This window comes from Mesorhizobium australicum, from assembly GCF_900177325.1.
In the GTDB taxonomy this organism is placed as follows: Bacteria; Pseudomonadota; Alphaproteobacteria; order Rhizobiales; family Rhizobiaceae; genus Mesorhizobium_A; species Mesorhizobium_A australicum_A.
This window is the reverse complement of the sequence record NZ_FXBL01000004.1, coordinates 4,488,623-4,510,051: the sequence shown is the minus strand read 5'-3', so window position 1 is coordinate 4,510,051 and position 21,429 is coordinate 4,488,623. Positions and strand designations below refer to the sequence as shown.

The 21,429-nt window shown below is 65.5% G+C and carries 19 protein-coding genes; 9 read left to right on the top strand and 10 right to left on the bottom strand.

The window, feature by feature from the left end:
* Positions 1 to 4: 4 nt before the first annotated feature.
* Genes B9Z03_RS24630 through B9Z03_RS24605 form a run of 6 tightly spaced genes read right to left on the bottom strand, consistent with a single transcriptional unit; the run spans position 5 to position 6,919 of the window.
* Entirely contained in the window at positions 5 to 1,249 is a 1,245-nt protein-coding gene (locus B9Z03_RS24630) for a Zn-dependent hydrolase (RefSeq protein WP_085466645.1), read from the bottom strand.
* Positions 1,249 to 2,658: a dihydropyrimidinase gene (gene hydA / locus B9Z03_RS24625; RefSeq protein WP_085466644.1), complete on the bottom strand. Its 1,410-nt coding sequence runs from the start codon at positions 2,656 to 2,658 to the stop codon at positions 1,249 to 1,251. Before hydA ends, B9Z03_RS24630 begins: the two co-directional genes overlap by 1 nt.
* Positions 2,655 to 3,839, bottom strand: coding sequence for a trans-sulfuration enzyme family protein (locus tag B9Z03_RS24620; RefSeq protein WP_085466643.1), 1,185 nt, complete (start codon positions 3,837 to 3,839; stop codon positions 2,655 to 2,657). Before B9Z03_RS24620 ends, hydA begins: the two co-directional genes overlap by 4 nt.
* The gene (locus tag B9Z03_RS24615; RefSeq protein ID WP_085466642.1) at positions 3,836 to 4,978 is read right to left on the bottom strand and encodes an acyl-CoA dehydrogenase family protein; all 1,143 of its coding nucleotides are present in this window, start codon (positions 4,976 to 4,978) and stop codon (positions 3,836 to 3,838) included. The genes B9Z03_RS24620 and B9Z03_RS24615 overlap by 4 nt, the downstream gene beginning before the upstream one ends.
* Positions 4,979 to 4,982: 4 nt before the next feature.
* Positions 4,983 to 5,765 carry an enoyl-CoA hydratase-related protein gene (locus B9Z03_RS24610; protein ID WP_085466641.1) on the bottom strand — a complete coding sequence of 261 codons (783 nt, stop codon included), beginning with the start codon at positions 5,763 to 5,765 and terminating at the stop codon, positions 4,983 to 4,985.
* On the bottom strand, positions 5,762 to 6,919 hold the full coding sequence (locus B9Z03_RS24605) for an acyl-CoA dehydrogenase family protein (protein WP_085466640.1): 1,158 nt from the start codon (positions 6,917 to 6,919) through the stop codon (positions 5,762 to 5,764). Before B9Z03_RS24605 ends, B9Z03_RS24610 begins: the two co-directional genes overlap by 4 nt.
* Positions 6,920 to 7,090: 171 nt before the next feature.
* On the opposite strand from B9Z03_RS24605, the gene B9Z03_RS24600 reads away from it, so the two are divergent.
* Both B9Z03_RS24600 and B9Z03_RS24595 read left to right on the top strand, forming a co-directional pair.
* Positions 7,091 to 7,489: a rhodanese-like domain-containing protein gene (locus B9Z03_RS24600; RefSeq protein ID WP_085466639.1), complete on the top strand. Its 399-nt coding sequence runs from the start codon at positions 7,091 to 7,093 to the stop codon at positions 7,487 to 7,489.
* A gap of 153 nt (positions 7,490 to 7,642) precedes the next feature.
* On the top strand, positions 7,643 to 8,386 hold the full coding sequence (locus tag B9Z03_RS24595) for an IclR family transcriptional regulator (protein WP_085466638.1): 744 nt from the start codon (positions 7,643 to 7,645) through the stop codon (positions 8,384 to 8,386).
* A 51-nt stretch (positions 8,387 to 8,437) separates the two neighbouring features.
* Here B9Z03_RS24595 and B9Z03_RS24590 read toward each other — a convergent pair whose 3' ends face one another.
* Genes B9Z03_RS24590 through B9Z03_RS24580 form a run of 3 tightly spaced genes read right to left on the bottom strand, consistent with a single transcriptional unit; the run spans position 8,438 to position 11,028 of the window.
* Positions 8,438 to 9,367 carry a 3,5-dioxohexanoate:acetyl-CoA acetone transferase gene (locus tag B9Z03_RS24590; RefSeq protein ID WP_085466637.1) on the bottom strand — a complete coding sequence of 310 codons (930 nt, stop codon included), beginning with the start codon at positions 9,365 to 9,367 and terminating at the stop codon, positions 8,438 to 8,440.
* A gap of 6 nt (positions 9,368 to 9,373) precedes the next feature.
* The gene (locus B9Z03_RS24585; protein WP_085466636.1) at positions 9,374 to 10,159 is read right to left on the bottom strand and encodes an SDR family oxidoreductase; all 786 of its coding nucleotides are present in this window, start codon (positions 10,157 to 10,159) and stop codon (positions 9,374 to 9,376) included.
* Positions 10,160 to 10,197: 38 nt separating this feature from the next.
* The gene (locus B9Z03_RS24580) at positions 10,198 to 11,028 is read right to left on the bottom strand and encodes a MaoC family dehydratase (protein ID WP_085466635.1); all 831 of its coding nucleotides are present in this window, start codon (positions 11,026 to 11,028) and stop codon (positions 10,198 to 10,200) included.
* A gap of 447 nt (positions 11,029 to 11,475) precedes the next feature.
* Here B9Z03_RS24580 and B9Z03_RS24575 point away from each other — a divergent pair, with 447 nt between their 5' ends.
* From B9Z03_RS24575 to B9Z03_RS24545, 7 genes are all read left to right on the top strand, one after another.
* Positions 11,476 to 13,488 carry a hydantoinase/oxoprolinase family protein gene (locus B9Z03_RS24575; protein WP_176247620.1) on the top strand — a complete coding sequence of 671 codons (2,013 nt, stop codon included), beginning with the start codon at positions 11,476 to 11,478 and terminating at the stop codon, positions 13,486 to 13,488.
* Positions 13,485 to 15,071, top strand: a complete 1,587-nt coding sequence (locus B9Z03_RS24570; protein ID WP_085466633.1) for a hydantoinase B/oxoprolinase family protein — start codon at positions 13,485 to 13,487, stop codon at positions 15,069 to 15,071. The genes B9Z03_RS24575 and B9Z03_RS24570 overlap by 4 nt, the downstream gene beginning before the upstream one ends.
* Positions 15,072 to 15,114: 43 nt before the next feature.
* The gene (locus tag B9Z03_RS24565; RefSeq protein WP_085466632.1) at positions 15,115 to 16,734 is read left to right on the top strand and encodes an ABC transporter substrate-binding protein; all 1,620 of its coding nucleotides are present in this window, start codon (positions 15,115 to 15,117) and stop codon (positions 16,732 to 16,734) included.
* Positions 16,735 to 16,834: 100 nt separating this feature from the next.
* Positions 16,835 to 17,863 (top strand): ABC transporter permease, encoded by a 1,029-nt coding sequence (locus B9Z03_RS24560; RefSeq protein ID WP_085466631.1) that lies wholly within the window; start codon positions 16,835 to 16,837, stop codon positions 17,861 to 17,863.
* 3 nt (positions 17,864 to 17,866) lie between these two features.
* Positions 17,867 to 18,709 carry an ABC transporter permease gene (locus tag B9Z03_RS24555; RefSeq protein ID WP_085466630.1) on the top strand — a complete coding sequence of 281 codons (843 nt, stop codon included), beginning with the start codon at positions 17,867 to 17,869 and terminating at the stop codon, positions 18,707 to 18,709.
* A complete protein-coding gene (locus tag B9Z03_RS24550; protein ID WP_176247619.1) occupies positions 18,709 to 19,569 on the top strand; it encodes an ABC transporter ATP-binding protein in 861 nt (286 codons plus the stop codon). The genes B9Z03_RS24555 and B9Z03_RS24550 overlap by 1 nt, the downstream gene beginning before the upstream one ends.
* Positions 19,566 to 20,399 (top strand): ABC transporter ATP-binding protein, encoded by an 834-nt coding sequence (locus B9Z03_RS24545; protein ID WP_085466628.1) that lies wholly within the window; start codon positions 19,566 to 19,568, stop codon positions 20,397 to 20,399. Before B9Z03_RS24550 ends, B9Z03_RS24545 begins: the two co-directional genes overlap by 4 nt.
* A gap of 144 nt (positions 20,400 to 20,543) precedes the next feature.
* Here B9Z03_RS24545 and B9Z03_RS24540 read toward each other — a convergent pair whose 3' ends face one another.
* Positions 20,544 to 21,278 carry a GntR family transcriptional regulator gene (locus B9Z03_RS24540; protein WP_432417013.1) on the bottom strand — a complete coding sequence of 245 codons (735 nt, stop codon included), beginning with the start codon at positions 21,276 to 21,278 and terminating at the stop codon, positions 20,544 to 20,546.
* Positions 21,279 to 21,429: the final 151 nt, after the last annotated feature.

Below are 21,429 nucleotides of genomic sequence, written 5' to 3'. Positions count from 1 at the left end.
AGGCTCATCTGGACCTGTGCGGCGAAACCAGCAGGCGCACGCCGTGCTCGAGCACGGCGACGGCCGCCTCGATGTGGTGCCAATCGGTATGCTCGTCCGGCGTGTGGCTGACGCCGCCGCGCGAAGGGACGAAGAGCATGGCGGCCGGAATGTGCGCGCCGAGGATGCCGGCATCGTGGTTCGCGCCCGAAAGCAGGCGGCGGCACGGTATGGCGAGCGCGCGGGCCTGTCCCTCCAGCAGGTCCATCAGCTGGGGGGCCATCGGCACCGGGGCCGCCTCGTAGACGACGCGGTGGCCGGCTTCGACGCCGTGCCGCGCTCCCGCCTCGGTCGCGAGCGCGGCGGTGCGCTCGGCCAGATGGGCAAGAAGCGCGGCTGACGCATCGCGGATTTCGAGACCGATCCGCACCTCGCCCGGAATCACGTTGCCCTGATTGGGGCTCGTCTTGACGATGCCGATCGTGCCGCGCGCGGTGCCTTGGCCTTCCTCTACGATCATGTCGCGGAAGCCGACGGCGAATTCCGCCGCAGCAGCGAACGCATCGTGGCGAAGCTCCATCGGCGTCGTGCCGGCGTGACCGGCCGTGCCAGTGAAGCGGATCGCCAGGCGCTTCTGCCCGGCGATCGCGGTGACGATGCCGACGCTCTCACCGCCCGCCTCCAGAACCGGTCCCTGCTCGATGTGCAGTTCGAGATAGGCCGCGATCTCCGACAGGTTACGTTTGGCGACCAAGGCGGATTCAACCGGAAAGCCCGCCTCCCGCATCGCGCTCCGCAGACCGGTCCCATCGGCATCGCGCATCGAAAGGGCGTCGTGCGGCAGATCGCCGGCCATCGCCCGACTGCCGGTCAGGGCGCCGAAGCGGCCTTCCTCGTCGCGGAAGGCGATGATCTCGAGTGCGAGATCTTCCGGCCCCGGCGCGACCCGGCGCGCGATCTCCAGGCCGGCGAGCACGCCCAGCGCGCCGTCGAAAAGACCGCCGTGCGTCACCGTGTCGAGATGCGAGCCGATGGCGATGGCCGGTGCGCCGGGGCGACCTTCGCGGCGCGCGATGGAGTTGCCGAAGGCGTCCTGCCGCACCGCAAGGCCTGCGGCTTCCGCGGTCGCAGCAAACCAGCGATGCGCTTCGCATTCGTGATCGCCGTAGGCCGACCTCGTCCAGCCGCCCGCCGGATCCCGGCCGATCGCAGCGACAGCGTCGAAGTCGGCGCGCAGGGCAGCGCTGACGTCGGCAGGCAGGGTGCTCATCAGGCCGCTGCTCCGCCGTCGGGAGCGATGTGCGGCCGGCGCGGCGCGCCGCGTTTCAGGAAACGTCCCTGGCCCCGCGTGCCGAGGAACTTGCCGTCCTCGACCACGACCTTGCCGCGATAGATGGTCTGGCGCGCCCAGCCGGTGAGTTCCATGCCCTCGTAAGGATTGTAGCCGATGTCGCCGTAGTCGCTGTGCCTGCCCATCGTGCGGCGGGTCTCGGGGTCGATGACGACCAGGTCGGCGTCATAGCCGGGCGCAATGCGGCCCTTGCGGTCGCCGAAGCCGAAAATGTCGGCGGGCCAGGTGGAGAAGAGTTCGGCGAAGCGCTGCAGCGAAAGCCGCCCTTGCGCGACGCCCAGCGTGTAGAGCACCGGCAGCCGCGCCTCTATGCCCGTGCAGCCGTTGGCGATCGTGGCGAAGGACCCGGCCCCCATCGCCTTGGCCGCGGCCGAATAGGACACCTCGTCCGAGGTCACGGCGGACAGCACGCCCGACTTGAGCGCCTCCCAGAGTGCGGCTTGATTGTCGGGCGAGCGCAGCGGCGGGCTCATGACGTATTCGTGCGGATTGTCGCGCTCCAGCGCGCTTTCATCGAGCGCCAGATAGTGTGTGCATGTCTCGGCCGTCACCGGCAGGCCGCGCCGCCGCGCCGCCTCGATCAGCGGCAGGCCGCCCTTTGCCACCAGGTGCAGGATATGGACGCCGCAGCCGGTATCCTCGGAGAACAGGATGGCGCGCTGGATCGCCTCCACCTCGGTGATCGGCGGGCGCGTGAGGGCGTGCCAGCGCGGATGCGTGTGGCCGGCGGCGACCGCTTCGGCGCGCAGGCGCTCGATGATGCCCGCGTTCTCGGCATGGAGGACGAGCATCAGGTCGTCCTTCGCCGCCTGCTGCATCAGCGCGTGAAGCTGGCCATCCTCCAGCTTCAGCCCGTCGTCCTCGTAGATCATGTAGACCTTGAGCGACGCGACACCGTCCGCGCGCAACTGCGCCAGTTCGGCAAGGCTGTCCTTGTTCACGTCGGTGATGATCTGGTGCAGTCCGTAGTCGAGCGTCACGAACTCGTCGGCCTGCTTGCGGCGGTAGTGGAAGCCTTTCAGGATCGAGCCGCCGCGCCGCTGCAACGCGAAGTCGACGATCGCCGTAGTGCCGCCGCGCAGCGCGGCGATGCCGCCCGATTCGAAGTCGTAGACGCTGCGCTGGCCCATGAAGCCGACAAGCAGATGGACGTGGGGATCGACGCCGGCCGGCAACACGATCCTGCCGCCCGCATCGACGACACGCTCTCCGCGGCCGGTGCCTGGCTCCGCGATGCCCGCGATCATCTCGCCGGAGATGATCACATCGGCTTTCCGCGGTCCTTCGGGCAGGACCACCAGACCGTTCGCAATGACCAGATCGTTCATCGTGAAGCCTCCAGCGCCTGGGCGAGATCCGCGATCAGGTCTCGTGCGTCCTCTATTCCGACAGAGATGCGAACGAGGCCGGGCGTGATCCCCATTTCAAGCCGCCGCTGCGGCGGTACCGAATGATGCGAGGTGTTTCCCGGCTGGCTGATCAGGCTCTCTATGCCGCCGATGCTGGGTCCGATGCCAAACAGGCGCGTGCGGTCGACGACCTGCCGCGCCAGCCGCTCGTCTTCGACCTCGAAGGAGATCAGCCCGCCGAAGCCGGACATCTGGCGCCGCGCCAGCTGGTGATCTGGATGCGAGGCGAGGCCGGGAAAATGGACTTTGCGGACCGCCTTGTGCCCTTCCAGGAAGCCGGCGATTTCCATTCCGCTGGCGTTGTGACGCTGCATCCGCAGCTCGTAGGTCGCCATGCCGCGCATCAGAAGCCAGGCAGCGTGGGGATCCATGATCGCACCGCTCGCCTGCTGGGCGGAGCGGACCTTGCGTGTCAGGTCACGCGATCCAACGACTGCGCCGGCCAGAACGTCGCTGTGGCCGTTCAGATATTTGGAGCCGGAATGGACGAGGAGATTCACTCCCAGGTCCAGCGGCTTCTGGTTCAGCGGCCCGCCCAGCGTGCCGTCGACGACGAGCATCGCAGACGATTGCGCGGCCAATTCTGCGAGGGCCGGGAGGTCGACAATGCGCACGAGCGGGTTCGTCGGCGTCTCGGCGTAGATGATCTTCGTTTTCGGGCCGATGCAGGCGGCGACATCCGCGGCATAGATCGACTTCGCCCAACGCACGACGATCCCGCGCTGTGGCAGGATCTCGGTGAAATAGCGCAGCGTCCCGCCGTAGATGTCGGGCAGGGCGACCAGTTCGTCCCCGGATGTCAGAAACGGATCGAGCGCGCCGGCGACTGCGGCCATGCCGGAGGCGAAGAGCACGGCCGACTGCGCGCCTTCCAGCGCCGCCAGCCGCTGTTCGGCGGCCAGAACGGTCGGGTTCCGGATGCGGCTGTAGACGTAGCCGCGCCGGCGCCCCTCGTTGATCTCTTCCAGCGTATCGCTGTCGGCGGCGACGAAGGTCACGCTCTGGTAGAGCGGCGGCACCGCGGCCCCCATATGCTCCTCCGGCGCATGGCCGGCATGCACCGCGAGCGTGCCGATATGATCGCCCGCCGCCGGCGTCACTTCGTGATCTCTCGCGAGATGATGATGCGCAGGATCTCCGACGTGCCGCCGCCGATTTCGGCGAGCTTGGAATCGCGGAAGTGGCGTTGCATGTCGTATTCCATCAGATAGCCCCAGCCGCCCATCATGCGCATGCCGTTGAGCGCGGCGCGGACATAGGTCTCGGAGGAATAGAGATTGGCCATCGCGCTCTCCTTGTTGTTCGGGATGCCCCGATCGACGAGGTTGGCGCTGCGGTAGAGCAGGAGACGGGCGGCCTCGATCTCCATGTCCATGTCGGCGAGCTTGGCGCGGGTGAGCTGGAAGCTCGAGATCTTCTGCCCGAACTGCTCGCGCTCGTTGGTGTAGGCGACCGACTTGTCGAGCACGGTCTGCGCGGCGCCGACATTGACAGCCGAAAGGCAGCAGCGCTCGTAGTCGAGCGTCTTCAGCGCGTTCATCCAGCCATTGTTCGCCGTGCCGATGATGGCGTCCTTCGGCAGGCGCACGTCCGACAGGAAGATCTCGTTCAGGTCCATCGGCTTGAGGCCAAGCTTCTTGAGCTTGCGGATCTCGACTCCGGGTGTTTTCGGGTCGAGCAGGAACATGGTGATGCCCTTGTGCTTGGGCGCTTCCGCGTCGGAGCGCGCCATCAGCAGGATGTAGTCGGCCTCCTGGGCGCAGGAGCAGAACATCTTCTGTCCGTTGATCACCCACTCGTCGCCCTCCAGCACTGCCCGTGTGCGCAGGCTGGCCGCGTCCGAACCCGAGTTCGGCTCCGACAGCGAGAAGGCGAAGCGGATCTCGCCCTTGGCAAGCTTGGGCAGCAGCTCGCGCTGCTGCGCCTCGGTGCCGAAATGGGTGATGGCGTCGGTCGCGATGACGATCGTCGTGTAGAAGATGTTGGCCCCGGCCTCGAAGTGGCGGGCGAACTCTTCGAGGAAGACCGCGAGGTCGGTGCAGCTTCCGCCCATACCGCCATAGGCTTCCGGGATTGGCAGGCCGAGCCAGCCTTCGGCGGCGAGCTTGTCGTAGAGCTCGAACGGAAACCGTTCCTCCTCGTCGCATGCCCTGACATATTCGATCGGGCATTCGCGCGTCAGGAACGACCGCAGGCTGTCCCGCATCAGCCTCTGCTGTTCGGAGAGTTCAAAATCCATCTGTTCAACGTCCTTTCCACTGCGGGGCGCGTTTCTCGGCAAAGGCCCGCGGCCCTTCGCCGAAGTCGTCGGAGGCCCGCATGCGATCGCGGGCGGGCAGGCCCGAATAGAGTTTTTGGAAAGCCTCGGCGTCGGAGAGCGTCTCGACCTCGCGCAGCACTTCGAGATAGGCGGCGATGGCGAGCGGCGCCGACGCGACGATGCCGGCCGCCATCTCGCGGGCGGTGTCCATCAGGCTCTCGCGCGGTACGATCCGGTTGACGAAGCCGAGGCGCAGGCCCTCTTCGGCGGTGAGCCGGCGCCCGGTGAGGAGCAGTTCGGAGGCCACGTTGTGCGGCAGGCGGCGATGCGCCCGCCAGAGGCCGCCGGCTTCCGGAATGAAGCCGCGCTGCAGCTCGGGCAGGCCGAATTCGACGTGCGGCGCACAGACGACGAGGGTCGCGAAAAGCGAGAACTCGAAGCCGCCGCCGACGGCAAGGCCGTTCACCGCGGCGATCACCGGCTTCGACATCTTCGTGCGTTGCAGGCCCATGAACCCGTAAGGTCCGAAATCCTCGCCGGTCTCGCCGGCGGCGACGGCCTTCAGGTCCCATCCGGCCGAGAACATCCTGTCGCCGGTGGCCGAGACGATCGCCACCCTCAGATCAGGATCGTCCTCCAGAAGCTGGATGGCGGCCGTCAGGTCGTGGCTGAACTTCTGGTTCACCGCATGAGCGGGCGGATGGTCGAACAGGATCTCGAGGATCGCCCCGTTGCGCGTGACCTTGATGCGCTGGTCGGCACTCATGCGGCGAACTCCCGCAGTACGTCCTTGGAGATGATGTCGCGATGGATCTCCGAGGTGCCTTCCCAGATGCGCTCGACGCGTGCGTCGCGCCAGAAGCGCTCCAGCGGCATGTCCTTGGTGATGCCCATGCCGCCCATGATCTGAAGCGCATTGTCGGTGACGCGGCCGGCCATCTCCGAGCCAAACAGGTTGACCTGCGAGGCCTCGCGCTGGGTGATCGTGCCGGCGTCCATCTTGGCCGCGCCGTCGAGCACCATCAGCCGCGTGGCGTGGATCTCCATCGCCATGTCGGCGAGCTTGAAGGCGGTGCCCTGGAAACGGCCGATCGGCTGTCCGAATGCGGTGCGCGTATTTGCCCATTCCGCCGCGATCTTCATGGCGCGCTCGGCAAGCCCGATGCAGTTGGCCGCCAGCATGACGCGGCCCGAGAAGATCCAGCTCTTGGCGATGCCGAAGCCATTGCCTTCGCCGCCGAGGATGTTGCGCGCCGGCACGCGCACGTCGGTGAAGGAGATGATGCAGGACTTCATGCCGCGATTCGACACGACGTCGAGCGGGGTGACCTCGATGCCGGGCGTGTCCTTGTCGACGAGGAAGGCGGTAATGCGCTTGCTTTCACCCTTCGGGGTGCTGTCGATACCGGTCACGGCGAACAGAATGATGAAGTCCGCCCGCATCGCCATGGTGATGAACTGCTTGGTGCCATTGATGACGAAGTCGTCTCCGTCGCGCACGGCACGCGTGGTGATGGCGCGCGCATCCGACCCGGCGCCCGGCTCGGTGAGCGCGAAGCACTCCCAGCGCTCGCCGGTGATTACCGGCTTCAGATAGGTCTCGATCTGGTCGCCGACGCATGATTTCAGGATCGGCGCGGGGCGGTTGCAGATGACAGCGAGCGCCCGGCTGGTGCGGCCGAACTCGATCTCCGCCACGCAGCGCTGGCTGGCGTTGAGACCGCCGCCGCCGTGCTCCTCCGGCATGTTGAGCGCGTAGTAGCCGGCGGTGATCGCCTTCTTCTGGATCTCGCGAAACAGGTCGTCCGGCACCGAATCGAGCTTCTCCACCAGTGCCTCATGCGGCTGGAGTTCGGCCTGGACGAACGCGCGGACGCCTTCCGCGATCATCGTCTGCTCGTCGCTCAGGAGTGGGGGCATGGCACTGAAATCCTTGTCGAATGCGGAGGCGTGCAGGGAGAGGCCGATCCGGAAGTTGTTTTATTATATGAACTATGATTTTGTATTTTGATGCGCCTGTCAAGCGGCCACGGGTCTGTTACCGTGGCTCACGAGCGCGAAAAACGACGAGGAACGGGAAAGGAAGAGAAGATGCCGTCCACGATCACGACCGGATACAAGGCGCTGTTGGAGCGTGCGAACGCAGAGGTCGAAGCGATCGACGCGGCTACGGCGATCACGCTTCTGGGCAATGAGGACTATGTGCTGGTGGACCTGCGCGACCCGCGGGAACTCAAGCGCGACGGCAAGATTCCCGGCGCGTTCCATTGCCCGCGCGGCATGCTCGAATTCTGGATCGATCCGGACAGCCCCTACGCCAAGGAGGTCTTCCAGCAGGACAAGACCTTCGTCTTCTACTGCGCCTCCGGCTGGCGCTCGGCGCTGTCTGCAAAGACGGCGCAGGACATGGGCCTTTCGCCGGTCCGCCACATCGCCGGCGGCATCAGCGCCTGGAAGGCGGCCGGCGGCCGTGTGGACATGCCGGAATGAGGTTCCGCCCGAGGGGACAGCGGCCGATCGCGGCCCGCCCCTCGCATTGCAATCGGTTCGCGGATCGGGAAAAGAATGGTTCGGGGCGAGTGATCGTGGCGGTTCTTCATCGACGCCGGGCGCGGCGCATCGCCATCGGGAGGAGGACGGGGATTGTCGACTACAGTTGAGAAGGCGCTGAAGGTACTGGAGCTGCTGTCGACCTATGGAGAGCCGGTGAAGCTGGTCGACCTGTCGCGTGCGCTGAACATGAACAAGAGCACGACCTATCGTCTGCTCGAGAAGATGTCTCAGCTGGGCTATGTGCGCCAGGAAAGTGACAGCAGCCGCTACATGCTGACGACGCGCATGTGGGCGATCGGCGTTCGCGCCTTCCGCAATTTCGACCTGCGCGCCTGGACCCGGCGGCATCTCGAGGAACTGGAGCGCGAGATCGAGGAGACGGCGGTGCTGGCCGTTCTGGAGGGCGTGGACGTCGTCATCATCGACAAGCGCGAATCGGCCCAGGCGGTGCAGACCATGTCTGTGCTCGGAAGCCGCACGCCGATCCATTGCTCGTCCCTCGGCAAGGCGCTCCTGATGGGCGATATGGAAAACCTGCTTCCCAAGCTGCCGCGCCTGCGCAAATTCACCGACAAGACGATCACGACCCTGCCGGCCCTGCGCAAGGAGATCGAAGCGGCGAGGGAGACGGGCGTCGCGGAAGCCTATGACGAGTATGCGATCGGCGTCAGCGGCGTGTCCGCACCGATCCACGGCGTCGATGGCGCGCTGCTTGGGGTCATCGGCATCTCGCTGCCGACGAGCCGGGCCAAGCCGCCGCATCTCGACAAGATCCGCAAAGCGGTCCGCGATCACGCCGACCGGCTGAGCAAGGCGCTCGGCGGTATCGACTGACGCTGCGTCCGGCAGCGCGCATCGGGCGCTGCCGGAGGTCCCGCGTCGATTTCAGAAAGCCACCTGGTCCGCGCCCTTGAGACCCAGCATCTGCCTCGCCTCGGCAGGCGAGGCGATCTCCATCGACAGGTTCTCCATGACGGTGCGGATCATCCGCACCTGCTCGGCGTTCGAGGTCGCGAGCTTGCCCTTGCCGGCATAGAGGCTGTCTTCCAGGCCGACGCGGACGTTGCCGCCCATCGTCGCGGCCATGGTCGCCATGTTCATCTGGTGCCTGCCGCCGGCCAGCACCGACCAGCGGTAGTCCTTGCCGAACAGCCGATCGGCCGTCTCCTTCATGAAGTTGAGGTTTTCCGGCCCCGGTCCGATGCCGCCGAGCGTGCCCACGATGATCTGCACGAACATCGGCAGCTTGACGAAGCCGCGGTCGAGCATGTGGGCGAGGTTGTAGAGGTGGCCGACATCGTAGCACTCGAACTCGAAGCGGGTTCCCTTCTCGCCGAGACTGGACATGATGTATTCGATGTCGGCGAAGGTGTTGCGGAAGATCGCGCCGCGGCTGGCCTCGAGGTAGTCCTCCTCCCAGTCGTTCTTCCATTTGCCCTTGAACTTCTCTTTCATCATGTAGGTGCCGAAGTTCATCGACCCCATGTTGCAGGAGCACAGTTCGGGGGCTGCGGCCAACGGCGCGCGCAGGCGGTCTTCGATCGACATGAAGGTCGAGCCGCCGGTCGTCATGTTCAGGACCGCGTCGGTCTGCGCGCTGATCGACTTCAGGATGTGCATCCAGATGTCGAGCTCGGCCGTGGGCCGCTGGGTCTGCGGATCGCGGGCATGCAGATGGAGGATGGCCGCGCCGGCCTGCGCGGCCCCGACGGCCTGCTCGATGATCGCGTCGGGCGTCACCGGCAGGTAGGGCGACATGGTGGGCGTGTGGGTCGCGCCGGTGATGGCGCAGCTGATGATCTTCTTGTCGGCCATGATCGATTACTCCGTATATTCCAGTCCGCCGCAGATGCTCATGCACTGTCCGGTGATCGGCCGTCCCGTCGGCCCGCAGAGATAAAGAACCAGCGCGGCGATTTCGTCCGGCTCGACCATCGTCTTCATCGACACGGCCCTGAGCGCCAGTGCTTCCATTTCCTCGTACGTGATGCCCTTGGTGGCCGCGCGATCGGTGAAGACGCGGCGGATTCGGTCGCCGGCGACGACGCCGGGCGCGATCGAATTGACCCTGATCTGGTCGGGGCCGAGCTCGACCGAAAGGCAGCGGGCCATCGAGATCACCGCGGCCTTCGAGCTTGCATAGGGCGAACGCAGCGGAAAGGCGTATTTGCCGGCGACGGAGGCCATGCAGACCATGCTGCCGCCCCGCCCGGTCGCCTTGAGATGCGGAATCGTCGCGTGCGCGACATGGAACTGGCCGTGCACGTTGACGTCGAACGTCTTCTTCCACGCTTCGAAGTCGAGTTCGTGCAACGGTGCGGCAGGGCCGGCGATCCCGGCATTGTTGATGACGATGTCGATGCCGCCCATGTCGGCAGCCGCCTCAGCGACAAAGGCGTTGACCGACGCCGCGTCGGACACATCGCAGAGACGCGCCTTGATTCCCCGGTCGGTGATCTCGGGCCGCGCGAGCTGCTCCTCGGCGATGTCGCAGACCCAGACATTGGTTCCCGCATCGCGCAGCGCCGTCGCGATCGCCAGTCCGATGCCCGAGGCGCCTGCCGTGACGATGGCGCGCCGCGAACTCCAATAGTCAGATGAGCTCATCCTGCGAATGTCCTGTTGGTGTTGGGAAGTTGTTGCGATCAGCCGATCGTCGTGCGACCGCCGTCGAGCACCGGCGAATTGCGCTCCTTGGCCGACGCGCGAAAGCGGATCTCGGTGCCTGTCTGCCAAAACGAGAAAACAAGCGTCTCGCCGGGGAAGACGGGCCCCGAGAAGCGGGCGGCGAAGCGTTTCATCCGGCTCGGCTCCCCGTCGCAGAAGGTCTTGAGAACGGTCAGGCAGGCAACGCCGAAGGTCGCGGCGCCATGAAGAATCGGCGTCTCGAAGCCGGCCGCCTTGGCGAATGCCGGATCGATATGGAGTGGATTCCTGTCGCCGAGCAGCCGGAACAGGGCAGCCTGGTTGGCGGCGGTGCCGACCTCGACGACAGCATGCGGCTCGCCTTCAGGCATGGCGACGGCATCGGGCTGGCGGCCGCGGTCGCCGCCGAAGCCGCCGGCGCCGCGCACGAAGAGGCTGGAGAGGCTGTTGGCCACCGGGCGGCCGCGCTGCGAAATCTCCATCAGCTGATGCACGATGCCGCCGCGGCCCTCGCCCTTGTCGCTCAGGCCCGCGATCCGGGTCCGTATCTCGGCCACGCCCGCCGCGTCGAAGCAGTCGAAGAATTCGATGTCGAGACTGCCGTGGACGACATGCTGCAGGTCAATGCCTCCGGCACCGAGCCAGGAATCATCATAGCCCGCGACCTGCACAAAGCTCGGTATGACCTTGAGATCGCGCTCATAGACGAAGCCGAGGTCGGTGGCGCCCGCTCCTACCGCCAGCGCATAGAGCATCGGCTCGCGATCCTCGTAGGAATAGCGGCGAACCGGCAGTTCCAGATTGAGCAGTCGGTGGGGATCGAGGGGCATTTTCACTGTTTCCAAGCGATGCAACTACCACGGCAGCATGCCTCGGGAATGCACATATTGCAATCTCGCTTCATTATTTGAAACGAAAATTCACAAAATGAACTCCTAAAGTGCTCGGCCGCCTTGACTCTCGAAGGGGTCGAGTGAAATCTGAGGTCAAATAATGAAACGATCTCTGTCGGCGTTCCCGCGTCGGGATGCGGCAGGTCGGGGAACAGGACATTGCGGCAAGCACATTGCCTAGGCGCCGTTCGAACGCCGTCTCCGTCCAGCGGAGCCGGGGCGATGAATCGCGCTCGGCTTCCCCGTCACAACGTCTTCCGCCGGTCCGCTGCAAGCAGTGCCGTCCGGCGTTCAAATCATCCGGTTGACACAATCACCGGAAAACTGGATATTCGAAAAAAAGGAAAAAAGTTTCGAAAAATGGAAGTCGGTTCGGAGATGCGTATGTACGGCTGGAGACTTGGGATCGACATCGGCGGCACCTTCACCGATGTCATCGCGGTCTCTCCCGACGGTGCGGCTCCGCGATCGGCCAAGGTCCCGAGCCGGCCGCAGGAACCCGTCCGCGCCATTGTCGACGCGATCTCCGCTGTCGAACTCAAGTGGGACGAGATCGCCGAGATCGTGCACGGCACGACGATCGTCACGAACGACATCGTCGAGCACCGCTTCCGTCCCTGCGCGCTCATCGCGACCGCCGGCTTTTCCGACACGATCGAGATCGCCCGCGGCGCGCGGCGTCATCTCTATCGCATGGACCTGCTGCCGCGCCCCCATCCGCTGGTGCCGGCAGGACTCCGCTTCGAGGTCGAGGAGCGGCTGAACGCGCAAGGTGAAGTCACGACGGCTCTCACCGATGCCGAGATCGAGCGCGTCGTCGGCGAGGTTGCCGCATCCGGGGTCGACACGGTAGCGGTCTGCCTCCTCCATTCGTTCCGTAATCCCGTCCACGAGATGCGTCTCGGCGCGGCACTTCGGGCCGCGCTGCCGCATGTCAGCCTGTCGCATGAGGTGAGTCCGGAATTCCGTGAGTTCGAGCGGATGAACACGACCATCCTGAACGCGATGATGATCTCCAAGATCAAGCATCATCTCTCGCTGATCGATGAGCGCAAGCCCCGGCACAGCCGGCTGCACCTGATGCACTCGGCAAGCGGCATGGCGTCGCCCGCGCTCATTGCGGAGCGTCCGCTGATGCTTGCCATGTCGGGCCCGGCGGCCGGCGTGGCGGCGAGTTCGCAGGCGGCGCAGAGGCTGGGCATCGACCATGCTATCACCTTCGACATGGGCGGAACCACCACCGATGTCTGCCTGATCGTCAACGGGCGCGCTGAGATCGCCGCGAACCGGGAACTGGGCGAGCAGCGCATCCGCATGCCGATGGTGTCGGTCGATTCTATCGGCGCGGGCGGCGGTTCCATCGCCAGGCTCGTCAGCGGAGCGCTCGTTGTCGGACCCGAGAGCGCGGGAGCGGAGCCGGGACCGGCCTGCTACGGCAAAGGCGGCGACCTGCCCACGGTGTCCGACGCGGATCTCATCCTCGGCTATCTCAATCCGTCGCGCACGCTTGGCGGATCGGTCGTGCTCGACCGGGCCGCAGCCGAAGGCGCGGTCAGGCCGCTGGCCGAGGCGATGGGCGTGTCCATGCGCGAGGCGGCAACCGGAATTGCCAAGGTCGTGCATTCCAACATGGCGCGGGCGCTGCGCCGCGCCACCGTGGAGCGTGGCCGCGACATCCGCGAGTTCGGCCTCGTCGCCTTCGGCGGCGCCGGCCCGATGCACGTGGCCGAAGTCGCCCGCCTGTGCGGCATCTCGCATGTCACGATTCCGGCCTTTTCGTCCGGCTTCTCCGCGCTTGGATGCGTCGAGGCGACGATGAGCTATTCGCGACAGACCACGATTGGCATGAAGTCGACGGCGTGGGACGCTTGCACACTGCACAAGGCGGTCGCCGCGGAAACCGACGCCTTGTCGACGGCGGTGATCGAAGCCGGCCACGAGAAGGAAAGTCTCGACGTCTCCATCACGGCCGGAATCCGCTACAGCGGCCAGAGCTACGAGACGCCGATCCGCGATCCGGCCCTCGACGACCGCGACCGGTTGAACCGGCAGTTCGAGCAGGCACACGAGGCGCTCTACGGTTATTCCACCGGCGAGCCGTGGGAGCTTGCCTCGCTGCGAATTGAAGTCTCGGCCCCCCGGAAGGACGCCCGCGAAGCGCCTGTCATCGAGAACGACGAGGTCGAAGCGGCACCGGAACTCGGCTCCCGCCAGGTGACGTTCGAGAGCGGGGCAACCTTCGACGTCCCCGTACGCCATCGCCGGCGTCTTCCGATCGGCGTCACGATCGAGGGGCCGCTCGTCATCGAGGACGAATGGTCCACCGTCGTCGTGCCGCCGGGCGACCGGGTGACTGCCGACAAAACAGGTAACCTCACCATGGAGGTGGTCCTGTGAGCATCGAACCCGTTTCCCTCGAAGTCATCCGCAACGCGCTCACGGCGATTGCCGAGGAGATGTCGATGGTGGTCATGCGCGCGGCGCGGTCGCCGTTGCTGCGCGAGGCCGGCGATCATTCCTCCGCCCTGACGGACGCGGAGGGCTTTCTCGTCGCTCAGGGCGCAGACGTGCCGGTCCATCTCGGCGTGCTCTCCTTCACCGTGCGCGAGTTCCTCAGGCGTGTGCCGGCGGACCGACTGGAGCCGGGAGATGTCTGGATCGTCAACCTGCCCGAGATCGGTGGCAACCATCTGCCGGATGTGAAACTGATCCGCCCGATCTTCAGGGACGGAGAGATCTATGCCTTCGCGGTGTCGCTTGCCCATTGGGCGGATGTCGGCGGCGCGATGCCAGGCAGCTACTTCGCGGCGGCGCGCGACGCCTGGCAGGAAGGGTTGCGGCTGCCGCCGACCCGTCTGGTCGTCGCGGAACGGTTCGATGCCGAAAAGCTCGACCTGATCCTGGCCAATGTGCGCGGTCCGGAAGAGCGCAAGGGCGACATCCTCGCCCAGGTCGCGGCGACCACCGTTGCCGGACGGCGACTGGACGAACTCGCGGCAAAGCACGGCGTCGCCTGGATGAAGGAGGCGATGCAGGCCATTCACGCGCGCGCCGAACGCCAGATGGCGGAAGCGATCAGGGCCATTCCGAACGGCGTCTATAGCGGCGAGGACTGGATGGACGACGACGGCCATGGCGGCGCGCCGGTTCCGATCCGGGTCACCGTGACGATCCAGGACGACACGGCCACGTTCGACTTCAGCGAGTCCGCCGACGCCGTGCCAGGCCCGATCAACACGACCAAGTTCATCGCGGGCGCGGCCGTCTTCTACGTGATGAAGGCTCTCTACGGTCCCGATATCCAGCCCTCGGGCGGCTGCTACCGCCCGCTTACGGTGGTGACGCGTCCAGGCTCGATCGTTGACGCGGCCTATGATCGCCCGGTCGTTGGAGGCAATCACGAGACCTGCCAGCGCCTGGCCGACGCGATCTTCCGCGCCTTCGAGCCGATCGCTGCCCGGGAACTGAGCGGCGGCGGGCCGACGACGGCTGGGCTGCTGATCTTCGGAACGCGGACCGACGCCGGCTGGTCGACTTTCTACGAGGTGCATCCGGGCGGCGAGGGTGCCCGCTTCGACCGTGACGGAATGGCCTCGACACGCGTCCATCTGGCCAATGTGATGAACACGCCGGCCGAGGTGATCGAAAGTGAGTATCCGATCACCGTCGAGTTTCAGCGCCTGCGCGCCGGATCGGGCGGCAATGGCCGGCACAAGGGCGGCGAGGGCATCGCGCGCGGCTATCGCATGCGCGGTGACGAAACGGCATTGACCACCATGTTCGAACGCGCAGTCGTGCCGCCATACGGTATCGACGGCGGCGAACCTGGGGCGACATTCCGCGCGACGCTGCACCGCGAACACGGTGAGAAGATTCAGTTGCGCGGCAAGCAGAACATTCAGATCGCGAGGGGCGATCTGGTTGTCGTCGAATCTTCCGGAGGGGGTGGGCATGGCCACCCTTCCGGAGAGGGTCGATGAGAGAAACCACGATAAACGTAACCGCAATGGGAAGGCGAATATCATGCATAGGCGCGATTTTCTGAGAAGTGGACTTGCATTCGGCGGCGCCGCGGCCGTCGGGCTTACATTCCATCCGCGCCTGCTCAGGGCACAGGGGCAGGCCGGCGTTATCCGCGTGATCGCCGAAGGGTCGCCTAACACGCTCGATCCGGCAGGCACCGGCTACAACATTCCGTCCGTCAACATCACCTGGAACGTCTACGACCGCCTCGTCACTTTCGGTCAGGCGCCGCTCACCGGGCCTGGCCAGGAAGGCGCCTTCATCTACGACTACGACAACATCGTGCCGCAGGCGGCCGAAAGCTACGAAATCGTCGAAGACGGCAAGGTGATCCGCTTCAAGCTGCGCGCGGGAGCGACGTTCCACGACGGCAGCCCGGTAACGGCGGATGACGTGAAATGGTCGCTCGACCGCGCCGTCAACGTGACCACCGCCAAGAACCAGATGGGCACGGGCTCGATGACCGACCCGGCACAGTTCGTCGTCGTCGATGACAGCACGATCGAAGTGCACGTCGAGCGCGCCGATCGCTTCACACTGCCCAATCTGGCGCTGCTGTTCCCGGCGATCTTCAATGCGAAGGTCGCCAAGGAGCATGCGACCGCGGAGGACCCGTGGGCGACGGAGTGGCTGAAGACCAACGTCGCCGGCGGCGGCCCCTACAAGCTCGGCAACTACCAAGCCGGCCAGCAGTTCGTGCTCGAGCCGTTCGCCGACTGGAAGAACGGCGACACCACCCCGACCGCGCGCATCCTGTACCAGATCGTCCCGCAGGCGGCGAGCCGGCGCATCGCTGCGGAGCGCGGCGAAGCTGACCTCGTGCGCGACCTTCCGGGCCGCGACATTGCCGATCTGCTCAGCGCGGGCAAGGTCAAGGTTCTCGGCATCTCTAATCCCGCGACCGTCACCTACATCGCCATGAACAACAACATCGCGCCTTTCAACAATATGAAGGTGCGTCAGGCGGTGGCGTGGAGCGTGCCCTATCAGGACATGCTGGACGTGGTTCTCTACAAGCGGGGCACGCCGATGTTCGGAGGCCCGGCCGAGGTGACGTCGACCCAATGGCCTTCGCCGCTGCCCTACACGCAGGATCTCGACAAGGCAAAGAGCCTGCTGGCCGAGGCCGGCTTCCCGGACGGGTTCGAATCCACGTTCTCCATCGACGCGGACGACACGACCGTGGCCGAGCCTGTGGCGACCCTGATGCAGGAAGCCCTCGGCAAGATCGGCGTGAAAGTGCGCATCGACAAGATTCCGGCCGGTCAGATGGGCACGCTGCTGACCGAGAAGAAGCTGCCGCTGTTCATCGCCAATGCCGGCGCCTGGCTGCGCAGTCCCGACTACTTCTTCCGCATCTTCTACCAGGGCGAGACCCGCTGGAACTTCGGCAGCTACGCCAATCCGGAGATGATCGACATCGTCGCCAAGGCGCGGTGGGAGACCGATCCGAAGAAATACGACGAACTCGTGATGCGGATGATCGAACTGGCGCGGACGGAAGTTCCGGTCATCCCGCTGTGGTCGGCATTCCAGGATACGGTGATGAGCGAGGCGATCGGCGGATATACTTACATGTTCCACCGTTCGCTCGAGCTTCGCCATCTGACGAAAGCCTGATAGTCACCTTGTGCCCTTCCGCCATTTCCCGCCCGCGAACTTGGTGCTCGCGGGCGGGTCGCGGGACGGTGTCTGAAAGCACGAGAAGGCCACATCGACTATGAACGGCTCCCTGGCCCATGCCATCCTGGCGCGGATTTGGACGGCGCTGCCGGTGTTGTTCGGCGTACTGATCGTGACGTTCGTCCTGATCCGCGCGCTGCCCGGCGATCCCGCTATCCACTATGCGACGAGCCCGACCGCGGGACCAGCCGAGATCGAGGCGATCCGCCGCGAGATGGGCCTCGACCGCTCCGTGTTCGAACAGTTCGCCATCTATCTGCGCGAGATCGCGACCGGCAATTTCGGCAATTCGATGCAGACCGGGCGCTCCGTGATCGCCGATTTCGCGGTGCGGCTACCTGCGACGCTGGAGCTTGCCGTGGTGGCGTTCGTCATCTCCATCGTGGTGTCCCTGCCGCTGGGCATCGCCGCCGCATTGTGGCGGAACACCTGGTTCGACCAGCTTTGCCGCGTCATGTCGTCCTTCGCCGCCGCCATGCCGGTGTTCTTCTTCGGCCTCCTGCTCATCTATTTCTTCTATTTCCGCTGGGGTTTCGCCGCGGAGCCGATCGGACGGTGGCCCAGTTCGATCATTCCGCCCGACCCGATCACCGGCTTCGCCACGGTCGACGCCCTGCTCCTCGGGGACTGGGAGTTGTTCCGCATGGCCTTCGGCAAGCTGCTGATGCCGGCCGCTTCGATGGCAATCTTCGCCGTGGCGCCGTTGCTGCGGATGATGCGCGGCTCGATGATCGATTCGCTGGAAAGCGATTATGTGCTCGCCGCCAAGGCGTTCGGCATCTCGCGGACGCGTGTCGTTCTCAGCTACGCGCTTCCGAACGCCATGCTGCCCGTGCTCGCCACCACCGGCATGGTGCTGTCGACGATGCTCGGCGCCAATGTGATGATCGAAAAGCTGTTCGCCTGGCCCGGCATCGGTGCCTATGCCGTCAACTCGCTGATCGCGCTTGACTACGCCCCCGTGCAGGCCTTCGTCCTGATCGTGGCCTCGCTCTTCGTCGTAATGACGCTGACGATCGACATCGTCTCGGCGATCATCGATCCGCGCTACAAGCTGCGGGGCTGACCGATGCTTTCCATCGCCGACATCCGTTTCATCCTGCGGCGCAACCTTGCCGGCGCGGTGGCGGCCGTCCTCATCGTCGTCCTGATGATCGTGGCGATCATCGGTCCCTATATCGCGCCGTACGATCCGCTTTCGACCAATCTCCGAGAGGTCCTGCAGCCGCCTTCCGCGACGTTTTGGTTCGGCACCGACCACCTTGGCCGCGACATCTTCAGCCGGGTCATCGTGGCCGCGCGGCTCGATTTCGCCATCGCGATCGTCGCCGTCAGCCTCTCGGCGGTCGTCGGCTCCGCGGTCGGCGCTCTGTCGGGCTACGTGGGGGGCTGGCTCGACCGCATCCTCGGACGGGTCGTCGACGTGATGATGGCGTTTCCGCTCTTCGTCGCCGCCATGGCGCTGGTCGCCGTGCTCGGCAATTCGGTGGAGAGCATCGTGCTGGCGACGGCGATCATCAACCTGCCGTTCTACTTCCGCCTGATGCGCGCCGAGATCAGCGCCAGGCGGGAAACGGGCTATGTGGAAGCTGCGATCATCAACGGCAACAGCACGACCCAGGTGATCTTCGGCTTCCTGGTGCCGAACTCGCTGCCCCCTGTGATCGTGCAGATCTCGCTCAACCTCGGCTGGGCGATCCTGAATACGGCAGGGCTGGCCTTCATCGGCCTAGGCGTCGCGCCGCCCACGCCGGAATGGGGCATCATGATCCAGGAGGGCGCCTCGATGATGGTTTCCGGCCAATGGTGGGTGGTCGTCTTCCCGGGGCTCGCGCTTGCGATGTCGGTGTTCTGCTTCTCTCTGCTGGGAGACGCCATCCGCGACGTCATGGACCCGAGGCGGCGAAGCTGATGGCGAGACTGCTCGAAATCGACAACCTTGCCCTTGGCTTCGAAGGAAGCGGCGGTCTCGTGCCGGCATTGCGCGGCATTTCCTTCGGCCTCGAACGCGGCGAGTGCCTGGCGCTGGTGGGGGAATCCGGCTCCGGCAAATCGGTGACGGGCATGACGATCATGCGCCTGCTCGGCTCCAATGCGCGGATTTCCTCCGGCAGCATCAGGCTCGACGGCGTGAACCTTCTGGACCTTTCCGAAGCCGAGATGCGCACCATACGGGGCCGGCGGATGGCGATGGTGTTCCAGAACGCCAAGGCCAGTCTCAACCCGATCCGCCGCGTCGGCGACACGCTGGTCGACATCGTGCGCGCGCATGATCGCACCGGCATCAGCCGGCAGGATGCCCTGCGCAAGGTCATCGGTATCATGGCCCAGATCGGCATTCCGATGCCGGAGCATCGCGTGCGCAATTACCCGTCCGAACTGTCGGGGGGCATGTGCCAGCGCATCGGCATCGCGGCGGCGCTGGCCTGCGAGCCGGAACTCATCATCGCGGACGAGCCCACGTCCGCGCTCGACGTGACGACGCAGCAGCTCGTCATGGACATGCTGATCAGTGCCTGCCGGGAGCGCGGCGTCGCGGTGATCTTCATCACGCACGATCTGGCGCTCGCCAGCGAATATTGCGACCGCGGCATCGTGATGAACGGCGGCCGCATCCTGGAGGAGGGCAATGCGGTCCAGATCTTCACCGCCCCCACCCACCCCTACACACGGGCGCTGCTCGACGCCTTGCCCTATGGCAAGACGAGCGCCGACGAGCTCAGGCCGATGACGGGCAACCATTCCGACCAGCCGGAAGGCATGAAGACATGACGAGCGGAGCTTCCGAGCAGCCGGGAAACCCGATCCTGCGCGTTCTGGCCGCGACGAAATACTACATGGTGGGCGGCAACCGGATGTATGCGGTCGATGACGTCTCCTTCGACGTGCGTCCCTCTGAGATCCTCGGCCTTGTCGGCGAATCCGGCAGCGGCAAGACGACGCTGTCGCGCATCGTCGCCAGGCTGATAGACCAGGACGATGGGCGGGTCATTTTCGACGGAGCCGACATCACCGGAATGAGTGGTGCCAAGTTCGGGACATCGCCGAAAAGGCGGCTGCTCCAGATGGTCTTCCAGGACCCGCTGGCAAGCCTCAATCCACGCTTCCGCGCCTTTGACGCGATCGCCAATCCGGTCCAGCGGCTCGGCACACCGGAGGAAAGACGCGACGTGCGCGATCTGGTCATCGAAGCCGCGTCGCATGCGGGCCTGCCCGAGCGCCTGCTGCACAGCTATCCGCATCAGCTTTCGGGAGGCCAGCGTGCGCGCGTGGACATCGCGCGGGCGATCGTCCTGAAGCCGAAGCTCGTGCTCCTTGACGAACCCACGTCCGCGCTCGATGCCTCGCTTCAGGCACATGTCATCCAGACCATCCTCAGGCTCCGCTCGGAACTCGGGGTGGCGTTTATCTTCGTCAGCCACGACCTCAATCTCGTCAGGCTGATCAGCGACCGGCTACTGGTCATGCATCGCGGCAAGGTGGTCGAGCAGGGCCAGGCTCAGGAAGTCTTCGAGAATCCAAGCGCGGACTATACGAGGCAGCTGATCTCGGCCATTCCCGTTCTCGGCAGAAGACGAGTTGCAGGCAAGCCGACAGCTTAACGGGGCCGCCTTCAGTATCGCGCCGAGCGCAACCGCTGCGGATCAGACCGTTTCGACGCGGCCGTCCGGCCGGATGATCGCCTTGGCGACAGACAGGTCGTGAGAAGCCGACAGCCTCCTTGCCGATGAACCCTGAAGTGCTGTTCAGGACGGGGACAGGGCTGACAGTGCTGCCTTGAGGGACGTCGTGGTGCCCTGGCGGAGGTCCAGGTCAGCCTCGATGTGATCGATGTGGCGCAGGACGAGCGCCTGCACTGAAGCGGCGTCCCGGCGCTCCAGCGCAGCGACGATTCCGCCATGCTCGTCATGGCCGCAGCTCGAAGCGCCCGATCGCCCATAGAGCGCGATCACCAGGGAGGAGCGTGCGATCAGCTCCTCCATGAAGCGGTGCATGATCTGGTTGCCCGCCGCGGCGGCGAGAAGCAAGTGGAACTCGCCCGATGCCTTGATCTCGGCGCGCCGAGCGTTCGGACCGCGCAGATCCATATGCCGGCGCTCGTCGGTGAGGTGTGCGCGCAACCGGGCAAGGTCGCGCGGCGTTGCCCGGGCGCAGGCCTCCGACGCGATGCCGGGCTCGACCAGCCGCCGGGCGGCGAAGACCTGCCGTGCCTCTTCCGGGTCCGGATTGGCGACGAAGGCACCACGGTTGCGCTCGATCCGCACCAGCCCCTCGAACGAGAGCATCTGCAGCGCCGAGCGCGCCATCGTGCGGCTGACCTTGAACAGCGAGCCGACCTCGACCTCGGTCAATTTGGTACCGGGCGCCAGCCGCCGGTCGACGATCGCGTCGCGCAGGTGATCACGGATCGCCTGCGTGCGGTCTTCGGCCACTTGTGGGCTGTCGGGTTCCTGGGTTGCGACGAGGGACATGGAGGTCATCAAGATATCTGTCCCCTTCTAGCGGAATCCGCGTCCAAGGGAAGATGTGCGCCGCAACAATCTGATGATGAGATCGCATACAATATTTGCATCTGATTGCTTACAATCGCCTATGATTTGTGCACTGCAAAAGTTTGCGTCAGGCGTGAGA